This is a genomic window from Mycolicibacter sinensis (assembly GCF_001673565.1).
In the GTDB taxonomy this organism is placed as follows: Bacteria; Actinomycetota; Actinomycetes; order Mycobacteriales; family Mycobacteriaceae; genus Mycobacterium; species Mycobacterium sinense_C.
This window is the reverse complement of sequence record NZ_LZMF01000075.1, coordinates 17,426-37,870: the sequence shown is the minus strand read 5'-3', so window position 1 is coordinate 37,870 and position 20,445 is coordinate 17,426. Positions and strand designations below refer to the sequence as shown.

The 20,445-nt window shown below is 67.9% G+C and carries 17 protein-coding genes; 11 read left to right on the top strand and 6 right to left on the bottom strand.

What is annotated here, in order from left to right:
• From A5648_RS12670 to A5648_RS12650, 6 genes are all read left to right on the top strand, one after another.
• On the top strand, positions 1 to 522 hold a 522-nt coding region (locus A5648_RS12670; RefSeq protein ID WP_131810563.1), incomplete at its 5' end, for an HNH endonuclease signature motif containing protein.
• Positions 523 to 790: 268 nt separating this feature from the next.
• A complete protein-coding gene (locus A5648_RS24645; RefSeq protein ID WP_082966464.1) occupies positions 791 to 922 on the top strand; it encodes a YlcI/YnfO family protein in 132 nt (43 codons plus the stop codon).
• 69 nt (positions 923 to 991) lie between these two features.
• Positions 992 to 1,297 carry a hypothetical protein gene (locus A5648_RS12665; RefSeq protein ID WP_065024883.1) on the top strand — a complete coding sequence of 102 codons (306 nt, stop codon included), beginning with the start codon at positions 992 to 994 and terminating at the stop codon, positions 1,295 to 1,297.
• On the top strand, positions 1,297 to 2,763 hold the full coding sequence (locus A5648_RS12660; protein WP_065024882.1) for a hypothetical protein: 1,467 nt from the start codon (positions 1,297 to 1,299) through the stop codon (positions 2,761 to 2,763). The genes A5648_RS12665 and A5648_RS12660 overlap by 1 nt, the downstream gene beginning before the upstream one ends.
• The gene (locus tag A5648_RS12655; protein WP_131810562.1) at positions 2,760 to 3,353 is read left to right on the top strand and encodes a hypothetical protein; all 594 of its coding nucleotides are present in this window, start codon (positions 2,760 to 2,762) and stop codon (positions 3,351 to 3,353) included. Before A5648_RS12660 ends, A5648_RS12655 begins: the two co-directional genes overlap by 4 nt.
• Positions 3,354 to 3,367: 14 nt before the next feature.
• A complete protein-coding gene (locus A5648_RS12650; protein ID WP_428844335.1) occupies positions 3,368 to 3,643 on the top strand; it encodes a DUF7161 family protein in 276 nt (91 codons plus the stop codon).
• A gap of 682 nt (positions 3,644 to 4,325) precedes the next feature.
• On the opposite strand, the gene A5648_RS12645 is transcribed toward A5648_RS12650, so the two are convergent.
• Positions 4,326 to 7,760, bottom strand: a complete 3,435-nt coding sequence (locus A5648_RS12645; protein ID WP_065024879.1) for a non-ribosomal peptide synthetase — start codon at positions 7,758 to 7,760, stop codon at positions 4,326 to 4,328.
• 71 nt (positions 7,761 to 7,831) lie between these two features.
• On the opposite strand from A5648_RS12645, the gene A5648_RS12640 reads away from it, so the two are divergent.
• Positions 7,832 to 9,373: a (2,3-dihydroxybenzoyl)adenylate synthase gene (locus A5648_RS12640; RefSeq protein WP_082966462.1), complete on the top strand. Its 1,542-nt coding sequence runs from the start codon at positions 7,832 to 7,834 to the stop codon at positions 9,371 to 9,373.
• 3 nt (positions 9,374 to 9,376) lie between these two features.
• On the opposite strand, the gene A5648_RS12635 is transcribed toward A5648_RS12640, so the two are convergent.
• Positions 9,377 to 11,107 (bottom strand): ABC transporter ATP-binding protein, encoded by a 1,731-nt coding sequence (locus A5648_RS12635; protein WP_065024887.1) that lies wholly within the window; start codon positions 11,105 to 11,107, stop codon positions 9,377 to 9,379.
• Positions 11,104 to 13,695 carry an ABC transporter ATP-binding protein/permease gene (locus tag A5648_RS12630; RefSeq protein WP_065024878.1) on the bottom strand — a complete coding sequence of 864 codons (2,592 nt, stop codon included), beginning with the start codon at positions 13,693 to 13,695 and terminating at the stop codon, positions 11,104 to 11,106. The genes A5648_RS12635 and A5648_RS12630 overlap by 4 nt, the downstream gene beginning before the upstream one ends.
• Before the next feature lie 127 nt (positions 13,696 to 13,822).
• On the opposite strand from A5648_RS12630, the gene A5648_RS12625 reads away from it, so the two are divergent.
• Entirely contained in the window at positions 13,823 to 14,449 is a 627-nt protein-coding gene (locus A5648_RS12625; protein WP_065024877.1) for a GNAT family N-acetyltransferase, read from the top strand.
• Here A5648_RS12625 and mbtN read toward each other — a convergent pair.
• The 3 genes from mbtN to A5648_RS12610 are packed head-to-tail and all read right to left on the bottom strand — an operon-like array spanning position 14,413 to position 17,458.
• On the bottom strand, positions 14,413 to 15,573 hold the full coding sequence (gene mbtN, locus A5648_RS12620; RefSeq protein ID WP_065024876.1) for a mycobactin biosynthesis acyl-ACP dehydrogenase MbtN: 1,161 nt from the start codon (positions 15,571 to 15,573) through the stop codon (positions 14,413 to 14,415). The two genes, A5648_RS12625 and mbtN, sit on opposite strands and share 37 nt — an antisense overlap.
• Positions 15,570 to 17,153, bottom strand: coding sequence for a long-chain-fatty acid--ACP ligase MbtM (gene mbtM, locus A5648_RS12615; RefSeq protein WP_065024875.1), 1,584 nt, complete (start codon positions 17,151 to 17,153; stop codon positions 15,570 to 15,572). Before mbtM ends, mbtN begins: the two co-directional genes overlap by 4 nt.
• On the bottom strand, positions 17,150 to 17,458 hold the full coding sequence (locus A5648_RS12610) for an acyl carrier protein (RefSeq protein ID WP_082966460.1): 309 nt from the start codon (positions 17,456 to 17,458) through the stop codon (positions 17,150 to 17,152). Before A5648_RS12610 ends, mbtM begins: the two co-directional genes overlap by 4 nt.
• A gap of 122 nt (positions 17,459 to 17,580) precedes the next feature.
• On the opposite strand from A5648_RS12610, the gene A5648_RS12605 reads away from it, so the two are divergent.
• The 3 genes from A5648_RS12605 to A5648_RS12595 all read left to right on the top strand — a co-directional run bounded on the left by A5648_RS12605 (position 17,581) and on the right by A5648_RS12595 (position 20,444).
• Positions 17,581 to 18,534: a hypothetical protein gene (locus tag A5648_RS12605; protein WP_065024873.1), complete on the top strand. Its 954-nt coding sequence runs from the start codon at positions 17,581 to 17,583 to the stop codon at positions 18,532 to 18,534.
• A 120-nt stretch (positions 18,535 to 18,654) separates the two neighbouring features.
• Positions 18,655 to 19,512, top strand: coding sequence for an SDR family NAD(P)-dependent oxidoreductase (locus tag A5648_RS12600; RefSeq protein ID WP_065024872.1), 858 nt, complete (start codon positions 18,655 to 18,657; stop codon positions 19,510 to 19,512).
• An 11-nt stretch (positions 19,513 to 19,523) separates the two neighbouring features.
• Positions 19,524 to 20,444 carry a reductase gene (locus A5648_RS12595; protein WP_065024871.1) on the top strand — a complete coding sequence of 307 codons (921 nt, stop codon included), beginning with the start codon at positions 19,524 to 19,526 and terminating at the stop codon, positions 20,442 to 20,444.
• The last annotated feature ends 1 nt before the right edge of the window (position 20,445 follow it).

The following is a 20,445-nucleotide window of genomic DNA, read 5'->3' as shown; positions in this document are numbered from 1 at the left end:
GACGTTGAAAACAACGCCGCGCAGCTGCACCTGGGCCCGCTGCTCACCGACGCCGAACGCCAATACCTGACCTGCGACGCCACCTTTGAAGCCTGGTTCGAACGCAACGGCGAGCCCATCGGCGCCGGGCGCACCACCCGCGCAATCAACCGCCGACTGCGCCGCGCCCTCGAGCACCGCGACCGGGCCTGCGTGGTTCCCGGTTGCGGGGCCACCCGCGGCCTGCACGCCCACCACATCACACACTGGGAAGACGGCGGCCCCACCGAGCTGGCCAACCTGGTACTGGTCTGCCCGTATCACCACCGACTGCACCACCGCGGCGTCATCACCATCACCGGCGATGCCGCCAACCTCACCATCACCGACAACAACAACCGGCCACTGGAGTCGGCATCGCTAGCCCGACCACCCAAGAAACCCCCACCAGCCGTACCACCATGCCCCGGACCCACCGGCGAACGCGCCCAATGGTGGTGGTACCAACCCTTCCAACCCCAACCACCACCGAGCACCAACTAGGCTCGCCGTCCTAGCCAGCCGGCGCACCGCCTCGTCGATCCGCAAATACGCTGGGGAATAACCGGTTCGTTGCATCGCTTTCCGCCACCGAGCCGTCAGAATCACGGCCGAAGGCGAAACCGTCGGAGTGCGCAACGCATAGCCGGAGGACGTGGGCGCGACTACGCTTCTGCCACGGGTGATTCCCCCCCCCGGCCAGGACTACGCGTTCTATGCACGACCCGAAAACCAAGTGCCGCAAGGGACGCCCGTCCGACGACGCCGCACGATGCCCGTTCCCATATCGGTGCACCTTCCGCCCGAGCTGCTGGAACGTGTCCGCAAGGCCGCCCAAGCTGATGACCGCACCTTATCGGAGTGGGTGCGCCAGGCAGTGGAGCACGAACTGCGTGGTTCGTGATCGGTCACCGCCGCTGGCCGCCGACCTGCTCGGTAATCCTCGCCGAGAATGAAGCGTTATATTCAGCCCATGCCCGCCGACACGACCGGCCACCGCATAAAGCTAGTTGCTGCCGGCCTGCGCCAGGTGGGCGCGCGTTGCGACACCATCGCCGGCGAGCTTTCCGCGTCTGCTGCCGCGCCGGCAGTGGCCGCCTCTACATGGCAGACCAACGCAACCGCGGTGAGCACCGCACGTGCTGGCGCGTGCGCGGATCTGGCCGGCGCGGCCGCCCGTTTGAGCACCCGTGCGCAGTCGTACACCAACGCCGCCGCTGACTACACCGCCACCGATCAGCACAGTGCCGTGCAGTTCACCGTTCTGGTACCGCGCTGATGGCAGCGCTCGGCGCACTACCGGCCGGGTTGCCGACGCTGCAGGAGGTGCGCTCGGCGACGTTCGATCATCTCGGCGCGTTCGCCGACTGGTGCGAAAGCGTGGCCGCGAAGGCGCAGTCGGGGTTTGCTGAGATCGCCCAGCAGGTGCGATCCCCAGGGGGTAGTGAGTGGGAGGGCGCCGGTGCGGACGCGGCGATCCACCAGGCCGATGCCGATGTGATGAAGCTGCGCGGGTGGGGATGGGCACACTCCGATGCCGCCGCAGTCGCTCGGCGAGGCCAAGAGACCCTCGAGGTCGGGCAGCGACTGGTCTCCGGTGCGGTTGACGACGCCGAGCGCGACGGCTTCATGGTCGGCGGGGACTACCGGGTCGTCAACACCCGGCCGGTGTACACGCAAGAACAGCTCACCCAACGCCAAGCGCAGGCCGAAGCATATTCCAGCTTCATCAAGCACCGCGTCGCCAACCTGGTTGCCAGCGACGCCACATTCACCGCTCAGCTGAAGGAAGCCACAGCCGATTTCGGCAAGTTGCGATTCGACGAGTCACCCCGGGCGCCGGACCGCAAGCGCGGCGGGGTGCAGTTGGTGGACGACAAGACATTCAAGGATGCCCCCGCGCCACACCCGCCGTCCGAGCCTGATCCGGTCGGCAAGCTCGGGCTCCCCGACTACAAGCCTGGGTCATTATCTGGCGAGGAAGCCCGGGCTGTGTACGCCCAGGGTGAGTTGCGGATGCGCGACCTCAATGAGCAGCTCATCAAGCAAGGATTGAATCCCGAAGAGCGGGCGAAAATTATGTTCGATCAGCGTAATTCGCTGCGGAGCTGGGTTCGCGACTTGATGAATAATCGTGAGGGCGCCGCCGAAATCACCCAGAAGAACCCCAACTACTCGTGGGACGAGATCGTGGCCCAGCGGAAAGCAAGGGGTCTCGCCGGTAAGGACCTTTACGACTCGATCATCGAGAGCTCCACCCGCAGCAGAACTAGCGTGAACGAGGCTATGGGAGTTGATCCGGAGCATCCGCCGCCGTTACCGCCCGTGCGCCCGCCGCTGACGGGCGGTCCCGGGCAGGCAGGCACACCAGTGATTAGCTCTCCGCCGGTTCTGCCGCCCATCGGAGACCATCCCCCGGTTGCGATTCCGCCACCTGTGGCTGATCACCCTCCGGCCGCAATGCCGTCACCGGTGCTTGACCACCCTCCGCTCCCATCTTGGTTACAGGATCCTTCACCACCAGGCTTTCAAATCCCCCCGCCAGAGCCGGCACCGATTTTCGGCTCGGATTCGCCGGGACCCCCGGCAATGCCCCCGCCCGCCGGCCCGGCCGTGGCGATCCCCTCACCGCCTCCGGTACCACCGGGTGACGTAGCAAAGGGAGGCGTACTCGCTGGCGCTGGAGCAGTCGGAGTGTGGATCTTGTCCCAGCTGCCTAAGCTCGTACACCCATTCAGTCCATGACCACGACAACACAAGACCCTTCTGGCGAATGGGGGCGGTTAGCGGCGGTGTCGTCGCTAGTCGAGGTGGCGGCCGGCCATGTGAATGACCTCGCCCCAGTTGATCCCGAGGGTTTGCCGGAGTGGTTGGCTAACTTGGGTTTACCGGCCGGCTGGCATCTCGCGCACCTGGAAGAACCGGCCGCACAGCCCTCACGGATCGCGGTCCTACCGCCAGACGGCCGCGGGGAACTCGGCTGCGAAACCATCAGCATCCTTGGCTTCACAGGTGTGCTTCCCTTCGATGTCATTCGGGATGAGGCCGACCGCACCCTGCGTGATCTCCGCGCTACTGGGATCAACACGCAGGACGTCGCCCTTCCCCCCGTCCCAGGCACTATCGCGCTACGCAGCAGCGGGTACTTCAACACCGCTGGACTCCAGGTTTGGGCACAGCACAGCACCTACGTCGCCAACTACGACAAGGGGCGCGGCCTCCTGATCCTGCACGGCCTATTCATCGAGTCGAGGTCTCTCGAAAGACTCCGTGACAACATCATCGCCCTCAGTGATGCCGTCCACCACGCATTTCTCACCGCCATCGCGGGATAAGGAACAATGAACGAATGAGCCGAGCAGAGCATGTTCCAGGCCAAAAGCCCAAATTCCGGCCGTTTCCCTACGACACAACCGGACTGCGGGGCAGGAGACTGCGCGTGATGGCGGCCTACCCCACAGATGACGCTGGGATAGATGCCGATCTGCCGGCAGGCATCACGGATGTCATTGCAGTTGATGACACCCCTAACGTCACCCTCAGCCTCCAAGTCCACCCTGTGGGCGATCCCACACGGATCGCATTTGTTGCGTTCGACCAGCTGGCTCTCTATAGCGAAGATTGATTCCGCCGGGGTCAGGAGTTGCGGAATTGAGGGACCTGCTCTCGGTATGGCGAGCGCTCATCCGAACGCATTGCAGCGCAGCGGAAATTGCGGACATTGGCCAGGAGCTGTTGGCTTCGTGGAGTGAGCCGCACCGGAGATATCACACCACTGCCCACCTTCGCGAGGTACTGCTTCGCGTAGACGAACTAGCGGGACATGCTGTCGACCCGGACGCGGTACGACTTGCCGCTTGGTATCACGACGTCGTCTACCGCGGTCTACCCGACGACGAGGAAAACAGCGCGTGTCGGGCCGAAGCCGACCTCAATGCCCTCGGACTAACGCCTGTTCTCGTCCGGGAGGTTTGTCGGTTGATCCGGCTAACCGCGTCTCACGACCCGGCAACCGGTGACCGCAATGGTGAAACCCTCTCCGATGCCGACCTGGCGATCCTCGCCGCACCACCCCACCGATACTCGGCCTACGTCGCCGCGGTTCGCGCCGAGTACGCCCACGTCTCGGACGATGCCTTCCGGGCTGGCCGGGCCAAAATCTTGCGCGCACTGCTTAGGGGACCCGCCATATACCGCACACCGCATGCCCGCGACAACTGGGAAACACGGGCACGTGCCAATCTAAGCAGTGAACTTGACGACCTAACACCACGCGATGCGAGGAATTGACCAAGAGCCACGAAATATCAGTCGACCTCGGCCAGCGCGTCGGCGACCTCCGCCGAATCCAGCTGCGCCACTTCCAGGTACACCTCGGCGACGGCGTCCAGGCGGTCCGGATCGGCCTCCGCGGCGGCAAGCCGAGACGCCAGCCCGGCCACGGTCCGGGTGGCGAAGATATCGGCGACCACCGCGCCGGGTGCATCCAGCCAGGTGCGGATGCGTGCTACCGCGGCGGTGGCCAGCACTGAATCGCCGCCCAGGGCAAAGAAATCGTCGTCGGCGCCTACCCGATCCGCGCCGAGCACCTCGGCGATGATCGCGGCCAACGCTCGCTGCAACGGGGTAACCGGTTCACGGTAGCCATCCGTTGCCGCGAAACCCGCGGCCAGCTCCGCCGTTACCGCGCGCCGGTCGATCTTGCCGGAGACGGTGTAGGGAATCGCCGGAACCAGCACCAGGTGCCGTGGAATCATGTGCTCGGGCAGCGCCTCGGTCAGCCCTGACCGTAGCCCCGTCACGGTCACCGCCGGATCGTCGGTCCGAACCGCGGCGGCCAGCACGTCACGACCGGCCTCCGAGAGCGCCACCACCACGGCCTCGGCCACCCCGGGCAGCCGGCGCAGCGCGGCTTCGACCTCGCCGAGTTCGATGCGGTACCCGCTGATCTTGACCCGATGATCGGCGCGACCGACGAATTCCAGGATGCCGCCCGGCCGGTAGCGGGCCAGATCGCCGGTGCGATACCAGGTTCGGCCGTCATGCTCGATGAACTTCTCGGCGGTCAGGTCGGGCCGCCCCCGATACCCGGATGCGATACCGCGCCCGGCCACCCACAGCTCACCGGCCACCCAGTCCGGGCGGTCGGTCCCGTCGGCGCCGACGACGCGGCAGGCGATGTTGGGCAGCGGCGTGCCGTAGGGCACCGACGCCCAGTCGGCCGGCGGTTCGCCGTCGACCTCGCAGATGGTGGCGTGGATGGCCGTTTCGGTGGCCCCGCCCAGCCCGGCGAACCGCACTCCGGGCGCCAGGGCGGCAAAGCGGCGCGCCAGCTCGGGGCTCACCCAGTCGCCGCCGGTCAATACCGCACGCACCGAGGGCAATTCACCCCCGACCGACACCAGCATCTCCAACGCGCCGGGCATCAAGTTGAGCACGCTGACCCGGTGCTGTCGCACCAGCCGCGCCCATACCTCGGGGCTGCGCCGATCGGCCTCGTCGACCATCACGATCGCTCCCCCGGCGCGCAGCATGGCGAAGACGTCGAGCACCGACATGTCGGCGTCTAAGGTGAGCAGTGCCAGGCTGCGATCGTCCGGCCCGAATCCGAAACGTGCGCTGAGGGTTTCGACGGTGTTCATCGCCGCGTCGTGAGTGAGCTCGACGCCCTTGGGTTCGCCGGTGGACCCGGAGGTGAACACCACGTAGGCCAATGCCGACGGATCGGTTGCGACCGGTTCCGCGGCACCGGGACGCGCGGCAGCCTCGCCGGCGCGCACGGCGGGAATCGGCAGCACCGGCACGGATTCTCCGGTCACCAACGCCACAGCGGCACCACCCAGCGCCAGGATCCGTTGCACCCGCTCGGGCGGCTGGTCGGCGGCGATCGGCAGATACCCCGCTCCGGCGGCCAGGATGCCCAGCAGTGCCGGGATCTGCTGGGTGCCCTTGGGACCCAGCAGCGCCACGGTGTCACCGGGCTGCACCCCGCGCTCACGCAGCGCGGCGGCCACCGCCAGGGCCTGATCACGCAACTCGCCGTAGCTCAACTCGCCCGATCCATGCAGCACAGCGGGCGCATCGGGCGCCAAAGAGGCACGCCGAAAGAACCCGTCCTGCAAGGCTTCCCCGCTGGGCTCAGCGGTGCCGGCGTTCACCGCCGCGCGCACCTGCGCCTGCGCAGCCGGCAGGGCCGGTGGCGCCGGTTCGTCCCAGCCGTCGCCGGCGGCCAGCCGGGTCAGGTCGGCGATGTGGTGGGCGAACATGGCGTCGATCACGCCGGGCGGGAACATCTCGTCGCGCACATCCCAATTCACCAGCACACCGCCGTCGAACTCGGTGACCTGAGCGTCCAGCAGCACCTGCGGGCCTTGGGAGATGATCCACACCGGGGTGCCGAACGTCTGGGTGACCTCCGGGGCGAACAACTCGCCGAGCCCGAGCGCACTGGTGAACACCACCGGGGCCAGCACCTGCGTGCCGCGGTGGCGGCCCAGATCCCGCAGCACCGCCAGCCCCGGGTAGTCGGCGTGCGCGGCGGCGGTCCGCATGGCGTCCTGCACGGCGTGGGCCCGTTGGGCACCGGTGGCGGCAGAGCCCAGATCCACATCCAGCAGCAGCGACGAGGTGAAGTCACCGACCAGCCGATCGACGTCGTCGTGCAGCGGATCCCGGCCGAACAATGGCACATTCAGCAGGAATCGCGGTCCGTCCGACCAGCAGGCCAGGGTGTGCGAGAACGATGCGGCCAGTGTCATGGCCGGGGTGACGCCGTGGGTGCGGGCCTGCCCGAACAGTGCGTCCCGGGTGGCCGGGTCCAGCCAGTGCCAGCGTCGGGTGCTGCGGCGCGGGTCGGCGGGTGCGCCGGCCGGCGGCGGCAGCTTGGGCGGGTCGGGCAGGTCGGGTATGCGCTGCGTCCACCACTGCCGGTGGTTCTCGTCGGGCGCCCGGTCGGCCACCGCGTGGCGGTACTGCCGGTAGGTGTAGCCCAACTCCGGCAAGACCGCCCCCCGGTAGGCGGCGGCCAGGTCGGCCATCAGGGTGCGGTAGCTCATCGCGTCGGCGGCTTGCATGTCCAAGTCGACGTGCAGCCGAGCGGTGCCATCCGGCAGCAGCGACACCGTGAGCTCGAAGACCGCCCCGTCGAGTTGCTGGTGGGATTTCGCCTCCCGGGTGGCGGCAAGACGCGCGGAGACGTCGTCGGTGCCCATGCCGCGCAGATCCTGCACCGCGACCGGCAGGCCGGCGTCGGGCCGGATCTGCTGGGCGCCGTCGGGCAGGAACTCAACGCGCAGCATCGGGTGTCGGGCCGCCAGCAGACCAGCAGCGGCAGACAGCCGTTCGGGGTCGAGCCCCGGGCCGTCAAACTCGACGTAGAGGTGGCCGGCCACCCCACCGAGTGCGACGTCGTCGTCGCGTCCCACCCACATGGCGTGCTGCATCGGGGCCAGCGGGAATGGTGCGGTGTCATCCTCGGGTTCGGGTCCCGCGGCGGGCTGCGCTGCCGATGACGCGCCCGACACCAGTGCCGTCCAGGCGGCGACGGTCGGTGCGGCGGCCAGTGCGGCGAAGTCGACGTCCAGACCGCGGCGCCGCCACTGGCCGGCCAGGCTCATCATCCGGATGGAATCGAGACCCTGTCCGACCAGATCAGCATCGCTGTCGAGGGCACCGGTCGGGACGCCGAGCAGCTCAGCGACCTGCGCGCGAATATCGTCCGGCCCCACCCCGCCACCTTTCATTAGTGAAGGCTGCCCTAATTTCGTCGAAGCTACTCTATCTACGTTCGGTCACCGCAAAGCCAGGGAGTCTCATGCACGGGTTCGTACCGTTTCCGGCCGAGCGGGCCGCCGCCTACCGCGCGGCCGGCTACTGGAGCGGCCGGCCGCTGGCGTCGCTGCTCGACGACGCCGCCGAACGCTGGCCGGACCGCGCGGCGGTCATCGATCCCACAACGACGCTGACCTATGCCGAACTGGACGTGGCCGCCAACCGTGCCGCCGCGGGACTGCACGGGCTCGGCATCGCCCCCGGCGACCGGGTGCTGTTGCAGTTGCCCAACAGCGTTGCCTTCGCAGTCGTGCTGTTCGGGCTGCTGCGGGTGGGCGCCATCCCGGTGCTGTGCCTGCCCGGGCATCGCGCCGCCGAGATCGGGCATCTGGCCGCGGTGAGCGACGCGGTCGGGATCGTGATTCCTGACGCCACTGCGGGTTTCGACTACCCGGCGATGGCCGCCGAACTGGGGCTGCGGCGCATCATCATCGACGACACGGCCGACGGCCCGCCCGCACCACGTTTCAGCCCCGATCCGGCCACCCCGGCGGTGCTGCTGGTCTCCGGCGGCACCACCGGCCTGCCCAAGCTGATCCCCCGCACCCACAACGACTACGTCTACAACGCCACCGCCAGCGCTCAGGTGTGCGAGCTGACCGCCGAGGACGTCTACCTGGTGGCGTTGCCAGCCGCCCACAACTTTCCGCTGGCCTGCCCGGGGCTGCTGGGCGCCATATCGGTGGGCGCGGCCACCGTCTTCGGCACCGATCCCAGTCCCGAGGCGGCATTCGCCACCATCACCAGCCACCGGGTGACCGTCACCGCGCTGGTGCCGGCGCTGGCCACGCTGTGGGCGCACGCCTGCGATTGGGAACCGCAGAAGCCGACGACGCTGCGGTTACTGCAAGTGGGCGGCGCCAAGCTGGCAGCCGATGACGCGCGCCGGATCCGGGAGGTACTGACCCCGGGACTGCAGCAGGTGTTCGGCATGGCCGAAGGGCTGCTGTGCTACACCCGGCCGGGCGATGGCGCCGAGCTGCTCGACGCGACCCAGGGCCGGCCACTGTGCGCCGATGATGAGCTGCGGGTGGTCGATGAGGACGGCGTCGAGGCACCCGAGGGTGAGCTGCTGGTGCGCGGGCCCTACACGATCAACGGCTACTACAACGCTCCGGAAGCGAATGCGCGCTCGTTCAGCCCGGACGGCTTCTACCGCAGCGGCGACCGGGTCCGCCGCCTGGCCAACGGCTACCTGGAGGTGACCGGGCGGATCAAGGACGTCATCGTCCGCGGCGGGGAAAACATCGCGGCCGAGGAGTTGGAGGCACACCTGCTGCGCCATCCCGCGATCCAATCGGCTGCCGCGGTCGGACTGCCGGATAAGTATCTTGGTGAAAAGATCTGCGCGGCAATCGTTTTCAATGGGACGTCGCTGAGTCTGCCCGAGCTGAACCGACATCTCGCCGAGCAAGGGGCCGCCACCCACGTCCGAGTCGACCAGTTGGCGGCGTTAACGACCCTGCCCACCACGGCGGTCGGAAAGATCGACAAAAAGGCGATCATCCGCCAGCTTGTGGGCTGAACGCTATCCGGTACTGATCCGCCAACCGGCAGCATCGTGTTGCTGTCGCCAGAACTCGTCGAAACGTCCACCGGCGGAACGTAGTTCCTCGATGGTGCCGTCCTCGACGATCTGGCCGTTGTCGAGGAACAGCACCCGGTCGGCCTGGGCGATACTGGCCAGCCGGTGCGCGACGATCACCCGGGTGCGGGGCCGCAGCTCGGCGCTGAGCGCGTCGACGATCGCCGCCTCGTTCTCGGTGTCCAGCGCGCTGGTCGCCTCGTCGACCAACAGCACCGGCGCCGGTTTGAGCAGCGCGCGGGCGATGCTGACCCGTTGGCGCTCACCGCCGGACAGCGCGCCGCCGGCCTCCCCGACCGCGGTATCGGCGCCGTCGGGCAGCCGGCCGGTCAGCTCGTCGACCCGGGCGAGTTCGACCGCCCGCCCGAACGCTTGCGGATCCGCGCCGGGATCACCGACCAGGACGTTGTCGCGGATCGTGCCGTCCAGCAGGTAGGGATGCTGGAACACCATGCTGCTCGCCGCACGCCGCGCCGCGGCAGTCAGCGCGGCGGCGTCGGCCCCGTCGAGCAGGATCCGACCGCCGGTGGGTTCGTGCAGGCCGGCGATCAGGGCCAGAATCGTGCTCTTGCCCGAACCGGACGGCCCGACGATCGCGGTCGTGGTGCCCGGCTCCAGCACGAAACTGACCCGGTCGAGCACCGGGTCGCCGGCGTCGTAGCCGAAGGTGACATTGTCGAACTCGATGCGCGGCGCCGTGTCGGGCAACCCGCCGTCTCCCACTGTCAGCGCCGGTGCGGTGAGCACGGCCCGGATCCGCTCCAGGCTGGCACGCGTCGATTCCAGGGCCGGCGCCAGCTCGCTGATGGCGGTGAAGGGTTCCAGATAGCGGGCGATCACGACGATCAGCGCGATGGCCTCCGGAACGCCCAGGGTGCCGGTCATGGTCAACGCGGTCGTGGCGCCGGCGAGCAGGATCAGTGCACCCTGGCTGGCCAGGCTGAACAACAGCTGACCCGGAATCTGCATGAGCAGCAGCCGCATTGCCGCGCCGTGCTGGGCGGCCAGGGCCGCACCGACGGTGCTGCGTTCGGGTTCGACCCGCCGCGCCGCGCGCAGCGCCTGCTGGGTGCGGGCGAACTCGATGATGCGTTCGGTCAGCGCGGTGTTGGCCTCCCCGGCGGCGGTGTCAGCGCGCGCGCTGAGCCGGTTGGCCGCCCACAGCGCCCCCAGCAGCAGTGGCACCCCGCCCAGGGCGGCCAGACCCAGCTGCCACGACACCCCGAGCAGCGCCAGCGCGATCGCCGGTGGCAGCAGAATGGCGCTGATCAGCGGGGTCAGTAGGTTGACGACCAGGCTGACGAGTTCGGGGCCGGTAGCGGCGATCGCCTGCCGGGCGGTGGCGGTGTTGTCGGGGGTGAACCAGTCCAACCGGATTGCCGGCAGCCGGTCGGCGACATCGTGTTGGGTGTGGTCGAGGACGGCGAATCCGAGATCGAATCCGATTCGTGCGCAGGTGAAATCGATGAGCCAGCCGGCCACCGTCGCCACGGTCAGCCAGCCCACCCAGGTCAGCGCGTGATGCGGGGTTTCGGAGAACAGCGCGGCCACCAGCGGGACCAGCAGTACGGTGCCCACCGCCCGCACCGCCACCGACAGCAACGTCAGCCCGGTGTAGCCGAGTAGCCGGCCGCGGCGGTTATGCGGAATCAGCTGGATCAGCGTGCGGATCATCGTGCCGCCTCCGCTGCAGCGGCCACGGCCCGGCGCCCGGTCTCCCACAGTTGCAGGTAGCGTCCTCCCGCGGCGAGCAACTCCTCGTGGGTCCCCTGTTCGGCGACGGCGCCGTGATCGAGTACCACGATCTGATCGGCTCCAGTGATCGTGTGCAGCCGGTGGGCGATGACGAGCACGGTGCGGTCCTTGGTCAGCCGGTTCAGGGCCTGCTGTACCAGGTATTCCGATTCCGGGTCGGCGAAGGCGGTGGCCTCGTCGAGGATGAGCACGGGAGTGTCGGCGAGGATGGCGCGGGCGATGGTGAGCCGTTGGCGCTCCCCGCCGGAGAGCGCGGCCGCGGCACCCAGCACGGTGTCGTACCCGTCCGGCAGTCGCAGGATGCGCTCGTGGATCTGCGCTTCGCGGGCGGCGGCCCACACCTGCTCGTCGGTCGCGTCCGGAACGGCCAGCGCGATGTTGTCCCGCACGCTGCCGTGCACCAGCTGGGTCTCCTGCAGCACGAAACCCACCCGGCGGTAGAGCTCGTCGGCGGTCAACGACCGAATGTCCTGGCCGTCAACGGTTATCGAGCCCTGCTGCACGTCGTGGAAGCGGGCGAGCAGCGCGGCCAGGGTGGACTTGCCCGATCCCGACGGACCCACCAGCGCGGTCACCGTGCCCGGCCGCAGTGTCAGCGACACATCGGAGATCACCGGCACGCCCGGGCGGTAGCCGAAGCCGACGGACTCGAAACGCACCGTTCCGGGCTGCGTCTGCGCCGGCGCCGATTCCGGCTCACCCACCACCAGTTCGGGCTCGTCCAGGGCGATCTGCAGCCGCCGCGCCGCCAGCATGCCGCCGCGGATACCGCCGACCCCCAGCCCGATACCCAGCAGCCGGGCTCCGAAGGTGGTGCCCAGCAACAGGAACGGCAACAGGCTCACCGGGTCCATCCGGCCGGCCACGATCAGTGGGACGCCGGTCAGCACCATCAGCCACAGGAAGGTCGACGGGCGGGTGACCAGGTCCATCAGCGTCTTCTTGCCGATGAACGGGCGCTGCCAGTCCACCAGGAAGTCGATGTAGTCGTCGAGGCGGCGGCGGAAGGTCGAGGCGGCCGCCCCGCCGAACACCCGGATCACCGGCTGGCCCTCCAGGTAGGTGCCGGCTTCGCCGTTCATCCGTTCCGCCCAGCGCTGCGCCTGGCTGATCTTGGGTCCGGATTGGGTCATCATCACCGACATCAGCACCAGGTAGATCAGCACCGGCACGAACAACACCAGCGCCACCCGCCAATCCACCGCGAATAGGTAGACCAGCACCGCCACCGGGGCGACGACCGCGGCGACAGCGTCGGGGATGGCGTGGGTGACCAAATAGTGCAGTGACAGGGTGTCGTCGGCGACGAGTTGCTTGATCGATCCGGAACCGCGGGCGGTGAACCAGCCCAGCGGTAGCCGGGACAACTTGCTCAAAAGCCGGCTGCGCAAACCGCTGGCGAAGCGGGCGTCGATCACGTGCAGCCACAGTGTCAATCCCGCGCCCAGTAACGTGCCCAGGCCGAGCAGGGAGACCGCCGCGATGGCAAGCGTCCACAGCCGCGACTCGTCGGCACCGGAGACCAGCAGCCGGGCCAGCTCGACCAGCAGTACGAACGGGGCCAGCTGCAGCAGGGTGATCACGGCCTGCAGGACCCCGGAGACGATCAGCGGCGCTTTCAGCGGAGACAGCAGGCGCCCCGCGGCCTGGGAGCGCCACTCCCCCTTGGCGTTGACTCTGCGCTCAGCAGGCGTCTCACTCGCACTTTCGTCTGGTGGCTGCAGAGTCAGCGGGGCTTGTTCAGTGTCTTCCGGGCCCCGTTGAGTGCCCATGGCGCGTCCGGCGTTCCAGTACGCCTGGGCGTGGATCTCGGATTTGGGGAAGCCGAACTCGTCGCGCAGCCGCGCCCGCACGGCCTTGAGCGTCGCGGCTTCCGGTGTCGCCCATGCGTACCAGTCCGACCAGTCCCGGGATTCGATCGCGGCGGCCAGGGAGTTCGCGTCGCGGCGGGGCACCCAGTGCACCCGCAGGCGCGGATGCTCCCGCAGCGGGATCAACAGGTCGTTGTCCTCGTGCTGCTCGAGATACAGCTCGATCGGCACATCGAGCGGGACGGTTCCGATGATCGCGTTGATCCCGGGGATCGACGCCGAGTCCCCGATCAACAGGTAACCGGCGGGCTGTTCTGCGGGATCGGGCACTTCGAAACGCGACGAGCCCATCAGCGACATCGCCGCGATGCGCGCTCCGGGCTCAACGGTGCTCGCCCACCGGGTCGCGGGCCCGGCCGGTTCGTGCAGCACCATGTCCACCGCGAAGCGTCCGGTTTCCGCGTCCCCCTCGGCGATGGTGTACGCGCGCTGGAACTCGGTACTCGAGCCGTCTGGGTCCGGAAACCAGAACCGTAGCCAGGCACTGGGTTCGACGGTCGCGTCGGTAAACAAGGTCGGTGAATGCAGCCACACTCGGATGCAGTGCGGGGCGATCCAGCTGGTCTCGAGCACCGTGGCGACGTGGTCCCGGGCGCCGAAGCCCCGCAGTATCGCGCCCTGCAAACCGCGCGCCATCAAGGTCCTTTCGCCAACGGTTTCCCGCCCCGCGGGGTGGGACCCGGCGCTCGCGCCGCCAAGCCCGACCTAGGTTACCCTACCCTCACTTATCCGGATAGGGCCTCGGGTAGGCTCACCGTTCGTTATGACTGACGCTGCCGCCATCCTGCACCGCGAGCTCACCGACATATCCGACGAGGTCCGCAGCGTCCCGGCGCCCCCGATCCCCGTGTTGGCCGACCCATACGCGATCCGGGTGGCCGACCCCGATGCCGACGCCGAGATGGTCGCCGAATGGATGAACCGGCCCCACCTGGCCCAGACCTGGGAGTCGGCCTGGCCGCCTGAGCGCTGGCACGCCTATCTGAGCGCCCAGCTCGCCGGCAGTTATTCGCGGCCGTTGATCGTCAGCCGTAACGGGGAAGACGGCGGTTACGTCGAGATATACCGGGCCGCCAAGGATTCCATCGCCAGGTACTACGCGGCCGATCCGCACGACCTGGGCATCCACGCCGCCGTCGCCGACACCACGGTCGTCAATCGCGGGTTTGCGGCGATCCTGTTGCCGCGCGTCATGACCTGCGTCTTCGACTTCGAGCCGCAGTGCCGGCGGATGATGTTCGAACCCGAGTACCGCAACACGGCGATGCGGCGGTTGGCCGAGTATGTGGGCGGCACCTTCCTCGGCGAACACGACATGGGTTATCGCCGGATGGCGCTCTACGGGGTGCTGCGCTACCCCGACGACCCGCTGTCGAACAACTCGGCGTAGCCGTCGTAATCCGGGCGCATCCCCGCGGCGACCAATTCCCAGAGCACCTCATCGGTGCCGCCGCCCACCCGGGCCAACTTCATGTCGCGCCACCAGCGCCCGATCGGCGTCTCGTCGACCAGGTAACCGGCGCCGCCGAACAGGTGCATGCACTCCGCGATCACCTCTTCACCCAGCCGCGCCGCGGTGACCTTCATCGCCGCGGAGGTCCGTAGGTCCAGCCGGCCCTCGGCGGCAAACCCGTTGAGCCCATGCCGAAGAAGATCGACCCGGGCCTGCAGGTCGGCCAGCCGCAACCGCAGGGCCTGATGCTCGAAAAGGCTGACGCCGAACTGCTTGCGGTGCATCATCCGGGCGTGGGTGATGCCCAGCACCTTCTGACACGACGAGGCGACCTGCCCGGAGATCGACATGCGTTCGTGCGCCAGTCCCCAAGAGATCGCGGCCAATCCGGTACCGGGGCGGGCGATCAGGGCGTCGGCCGGTACCCAGGTGTCGATATCGACCGGAGCGGTGTCCAACGGCGCCGCTCCGACCTTGCTGAACGGCTCGTGCACCTGCACCTGCGCGGTCGGCACCGCGATCATCATGACGTTGCCGTGCCGGCTGTTTTCGTCGTGATCCATGCTGCGCGCCAGCACCAGGATGTGGTCGGAGATCGGCGAGAGCGAGACGAACTTCTTACGGCCGCGCACCTCGAAACCGTCACGCACGGAACGGGCCTCGGTCTGCACCCGCTGCAGGTCCGACCCCCCGGACTCCTCCGAGGCGCCGATGCACAGCACCGCTTCGCCGCGGATGGCCCGCTGGCAGATGTCTTTCAGGTACTCCGACCGTCCGAACCGGTGCAGGATCGAGATCGACGAATCCTGCAGGCTGACCCCCACCCCGATGCCGGCAGATCCGAGCCGGCCCAGCGCATAGGCCAGCTCCACCAGTTTGGCGACATCGGTGGGCGCCGCGTCAGTCCATTTCCGGGTGAAAACCCCTGCCTGCCCGAGGTGTTCGATCAGTTTGCGGGGAAAGCGCCCACTGACTTCGGCCTCCGCTGTCCAATCCACCACCTGCTGGTCGAAGACCTCGTCAAGCAAGCCGCGATAGGTGTGGATGTCCGATCCCGTCACGTCATAACCTCCAGGTTGCGTTTGACCTCCAGTCGCCGCAACTTGCCCGACGACGTTCGGGGCAGGGCTCCGGGCGTCAGGAACACCACTTTGGCGGGCACCACCCCGCATTCCGAGGCGACCCGGGCGACCAGGTCGCTGCGGGCGCCGGCCTCGTCGGGGCCCCGGAATTCGGCGACGACGATCAACGCCGGGCGCACGTCGTCGGTGGCCTCACTGGTTCCAAAGGCCACCACCGCGCCTTCCCGCACGCCCCGGATTTCGGCGGCGACCCGTTCGATCTCGGTGGGGAACACGTTGCGCCCGGCCACCGAGATGATCTCCTTGGCGCGACCGCAGACCACCAGCCCCTCGTCGGTGAGGTAGCCAAGATCGCCTGTGGAGAACCAGGATTCCGGGTCGTGTGCCGGTTGGCCGACGTAGCCGGACATCATCGAGGTGCCGCGGATCTCGATCTCGCCGACGTCGCGCCCGGGTTGCTCGACATCGTGACCGGCGGTCGGGGCGATCCGGACCTGCATGCCGGGGATCGGCACCCCGAGAATCGCGTGGCGGCGCATCGCGTCTCCGGCGCCGGGGATTTCGTCATACAACAGGCCGGTGCCCGGCCGTGGAGCGGTCACCGCGCAGGTGGCCTCGGCCAGCCCGTAGGACGGGGTGACCGCGCCCGGGTTGAAGCCGAACTTCGCCAGCTCGCTGACGAACCGCTGCAACGCCGCGCAGTCGACGGGTTCGCCGCCGTTGATCGCCATCCGCACCCGGCCCAAGTCGACGTCCGGGATTCGGCGCGCGTATTTACCCAACACGCTGAAGGCGAAGTTCGGAGCCGCGGTCATGGTCGCGGCACTCTCGTGCAGCCACGTCAGCCAGCGAAACGGCGAGGCCGCGAACGCCGCGGTGGGTGCCAGCCACAGTGCCGAACCGGTCAAGGCAGCGCTGAGCACGAAGGTCAGTCCCATGTCGTGATACAGCGGCAGCCAGCTGCAGCCGACGTCGTGCGACGGGTCGACGCCGAGGTGCTCACTCAAGCCGGAGACGTTGCTCAGCACGGCGGCCGGCGACAACTGCGCGGTGCGCGGCACTCCGGTGGAGCCGGCCGTGCCCTGCAATACCGCCGGCGTATCCAGCGCGGCGGCCACCGGCGTGAAGGCCGCCGACCGCTCGGTGGCGGCGGCGGTGACGTCGTACACCGCAACACCGGCGTCGTGCTCACCCAGCAACTGCAGTGGTGCGCTGTGGCTGAAGACCGTGTCGACACCGACGCCGCGGAACCGGTTCAGGGTCGCTTGAGCCCACTGCTGCGGATCGGAGCCGCGGACGGGCCCGGGCAGTATCGACACGCCGCGCCCGGCCAGCCAGGCACCCTGGATGGCGGCGACCAATTCGACTGTGGGCTCCCCGACCAGTCCGACCGCACCGGTGCGATCCGAGTCAAGGATCTTCGATGCCACGCCTTGCGCGCGGGAGTGCACCTGCGCCCACGGGTGATGCTGCCACGTGCTGCTGCCCTGATCGAAGGTCACCAGGTCCTGATCTGAGGCGGTCATCGCCCGGGTCAGGGCGCTTGCCAGCACGCTCACGCGTCGGCGGGCGCTTTCGCCCGGATGGCGGCCTCGAGGTCGCCGACCGTGTCACAGGTCAGCAGGTCTTCCTCAGACAGCGCCACCCCGAGCCGGTCCTCGATGGCGACCATGCCGATCGCGAAGGCCACCGAGTCCAGGCCGACGTCGTCGACCAGCCGCGACTCCGCAGTCACCCGGTTGAGGTCGACATTCAGGTCGTCACGCAGGATCTCGAGCAGCGCGGCGCTGACGGCGTCAGAAGACGAAGAGCTCATGTGGTGGGACGCTACACCAAACGTCGAACTAAGGTTAGCTTGCCCTATCTTGTGACTCCCGACACAGAGTTAGGTAAGCCTTGCCTGGCGAGAGAGTTAATGATTAAGGTGAAGCCGCGTTCTAACTAACAGGAACCTCATACCAGATGAGGTCACGATAAGGAGAAGCAATGCAGCTCGCCCTTGCGGACGGATCCCTCGATCGCGGCTCCGCATCCGACGCTCGACCGACCACCCGCGCCAGCCTGGTAATGGCCGCCGGGGTCGCCCTGGCCGGCGCCGGCCTGATCGCCGTCAGCCCGGTAGCACCGTCGATCTCGATGGAGGCACACCAGGCTGCCGTGCAGCTCGCCAACACCACCGCTGAGAACCTCGACTACCTGACGGATCTGCTCAACCAGCCGAACCCGCTCACCACGGCCCTCGGCGACCTCGGCAGCTACTACAGCGAAGTCGCCCAGAACAGCTTCGCCGGGGTGCAGGATGGCCTCGAGATCATGTGGTCCGGTGGCGGCCGGGTCATCGGCCTGGAGAACCTGATCCCGCAGGTCACCGAGTTCCTCCAGCAGGGCGACACCCTCAGCGCCTGGAACCTGATCAACAACGACATGTTGTACAACATGAACAACATCTTCCAGCCGCTCTTCGACCACATCCCGCGCGGCGAGGACGTTGAGGTCCCCGGCGTGATGGGTATCGGCGCCGACATGACCCATGTTTGGGCGAATGTGCAGGAAGTCTTCGGCGACTTCAGCTTCTGGAAGACCACCGCCAAGTACTTCATCGAACCGCTTACCGGCTTCGCATTCGCGTTGTCGGAAAACGCGACCGGTGTACCCGACGGCATCGAGCACGTGGCGCAGGACCCGTTCGACGCACTGCTCAACGGCTACATCACCTGGGACTCCGAAACCGGCGAGAACACCGGCCAGTGGTGGGGCCTGCTCACCGAGCAGGGCACTGTCTCCTACTTCCTCGACTACCTGCCGAGCAAGATCGCCGAGGCGTTGACGATGAACCTGCCGGTGGACGACGTGGAGGTCCCGGTCGACCCCGACCTCGGCGCCTCGCTTGCCGACCCCAACCTGTTCGACCTGGACTGGCTCACCGGCCTCTTCAGCTAGCGGTACCACCGCCTGCGCCGTCGCGTGCAGGCAAAGGGCCGGGTTCGGGCGTCAGCCGTCCGAACCCGGCCCACAACATTGCCATTGACTAATGTCACCATTGGCTGTTGACTCGATCACATGATTCTCGGGCGATCGCCGAAACGCAGCCATGGAGCCTCCGCGGTCGTCACCGGCGCCGGCAGCGGCATCGGAGCCGCATTCGCCCGCGAACTCGCCCGCCGCGGCAGCGCCGTGGTCTGCAGCGACATCGATGACACCGCAGCGCAACGCACCGTCGACGCCATCGCCGCCGCGGGCGGACGTGCCACCGCTGCGCACTGCGACGTTTCGCAACTCGACGACGTCACCGCGCTGGCCGACGCCGCGCAGTCCTGGTTCGGACGCCCACCCACCCTGGTGATCAACAACGCCGGCGTCGGCACCGGCGGCCGGCTGATCGGGGAGATGTCGCTGGACGACTGGAACTGGACGCTGAGCATCAACCTGTGGGGCCCGATCCACGGCTGCCACGTGTTCACCCCGATCCTGCGCGAAGCGGGAAGCGACCACCCGCGCGGGATCATCAACGTCGCCTCCGCGGCCTCGTTCGGCGCCGCCCCGGAGATGGCCGCCTACAACGTCAGCAAGGCCGGGGTGCTGTCACTGTCGGAGACCCTGGCCGCCGAGCTGTCGGGCACCGGAGTCGGCGTGACCGTGCTGTGCCCGACGTTCGTCAAGACCAACATCGTCGAATCCGGCCGCAGCACCGCACGATCCAGCGACGCCGCGAACCGGTTGATGCGCTGGACCGGAATCTCCGCCGCCCGAGTGGCCCGGGACTGTCTGAACACCCATGACCGCGGCGGCTTGTACTGCATGCCGCAACTCGACGCGAAAATCGGTTGGAACGTCAAACGATTGGCGCCCGAGACGTTCACCCGCACCATCGGGCTGGCGTTCCGGGCTGGTGCGGCACTGGCCGAAGAAGCCGACTGAAGGAGAGTCAGATGGCTATCGACATGGACGTCATGCTCGCCAAGATCAAGGACCGGCAGTGGGCGCTGGCCGACATCGACTGGGACGCACCGGGAGCCGAGCTGATCCGGCCCGAGATGGTGCCCAAGCTCAAGAAGTTCATGGCCGACCTGTGCTGGATCGAGAACGTCGGCGCTCGCGGCTTCGCGGCCATGGCCCGCAAGGCGCCCACCAAAACGCTGGCCGAGATCTATCGGTACTTCCACGCTGAGGAGCAGCGGCATGCCAACGCCGAGCTGGCGCTGATGAAGCGCTGGGGCATGCTCGAGGACGGCGAAATCCCTGAGCCCAACGTCAACATCCGGATGGCGATGCAGTGGCTCGACGACTACTCCGACGACCTGCCGCTGTCGGTGCTGGGCACCGTGATCCCGATGCTGGAGGTGGCACTCGACGGCGCACTGCTCAAGTTCCTGCTCGACGAGGTCGACGACCCGGTCTGCCACCAGGTGTTCGAGAAGATCAATAACGACGAATCACGCCATATCGCCGTCGATTTCGAGGTGCTGGAGCTGATCGGACACGCCGACGCCCGCCGGCTGGCCATCGAGTTCGTCGGCACCGTCGCCTCCCCGTCTCTGATCGTCGGCGCGCTGATCTCGATTCCACTGCTCAACCGGATCCGCAACGAGATCATCGGCATGGGACTGGATCCCCAGCGGCTCTACTCGGCACTGATGCGCTTCCAGCAGTTCGGTGAACGCGGCGAACACACCCGGCGGGTGCCGGCCTACCAGGTGGTCAAGCGCTACTCGAACTGGTTCGCCAACCCCGACAGTCCCTATCATCTGCTGGCCAATCCCGCGGCATGGCTGTCGGGCTACTACCCCAAGCGGCTGCTCAAGCCCATACCGAGCTGGTTCAAAGAGCTCACCCACGAACCGGCGGCCTGAC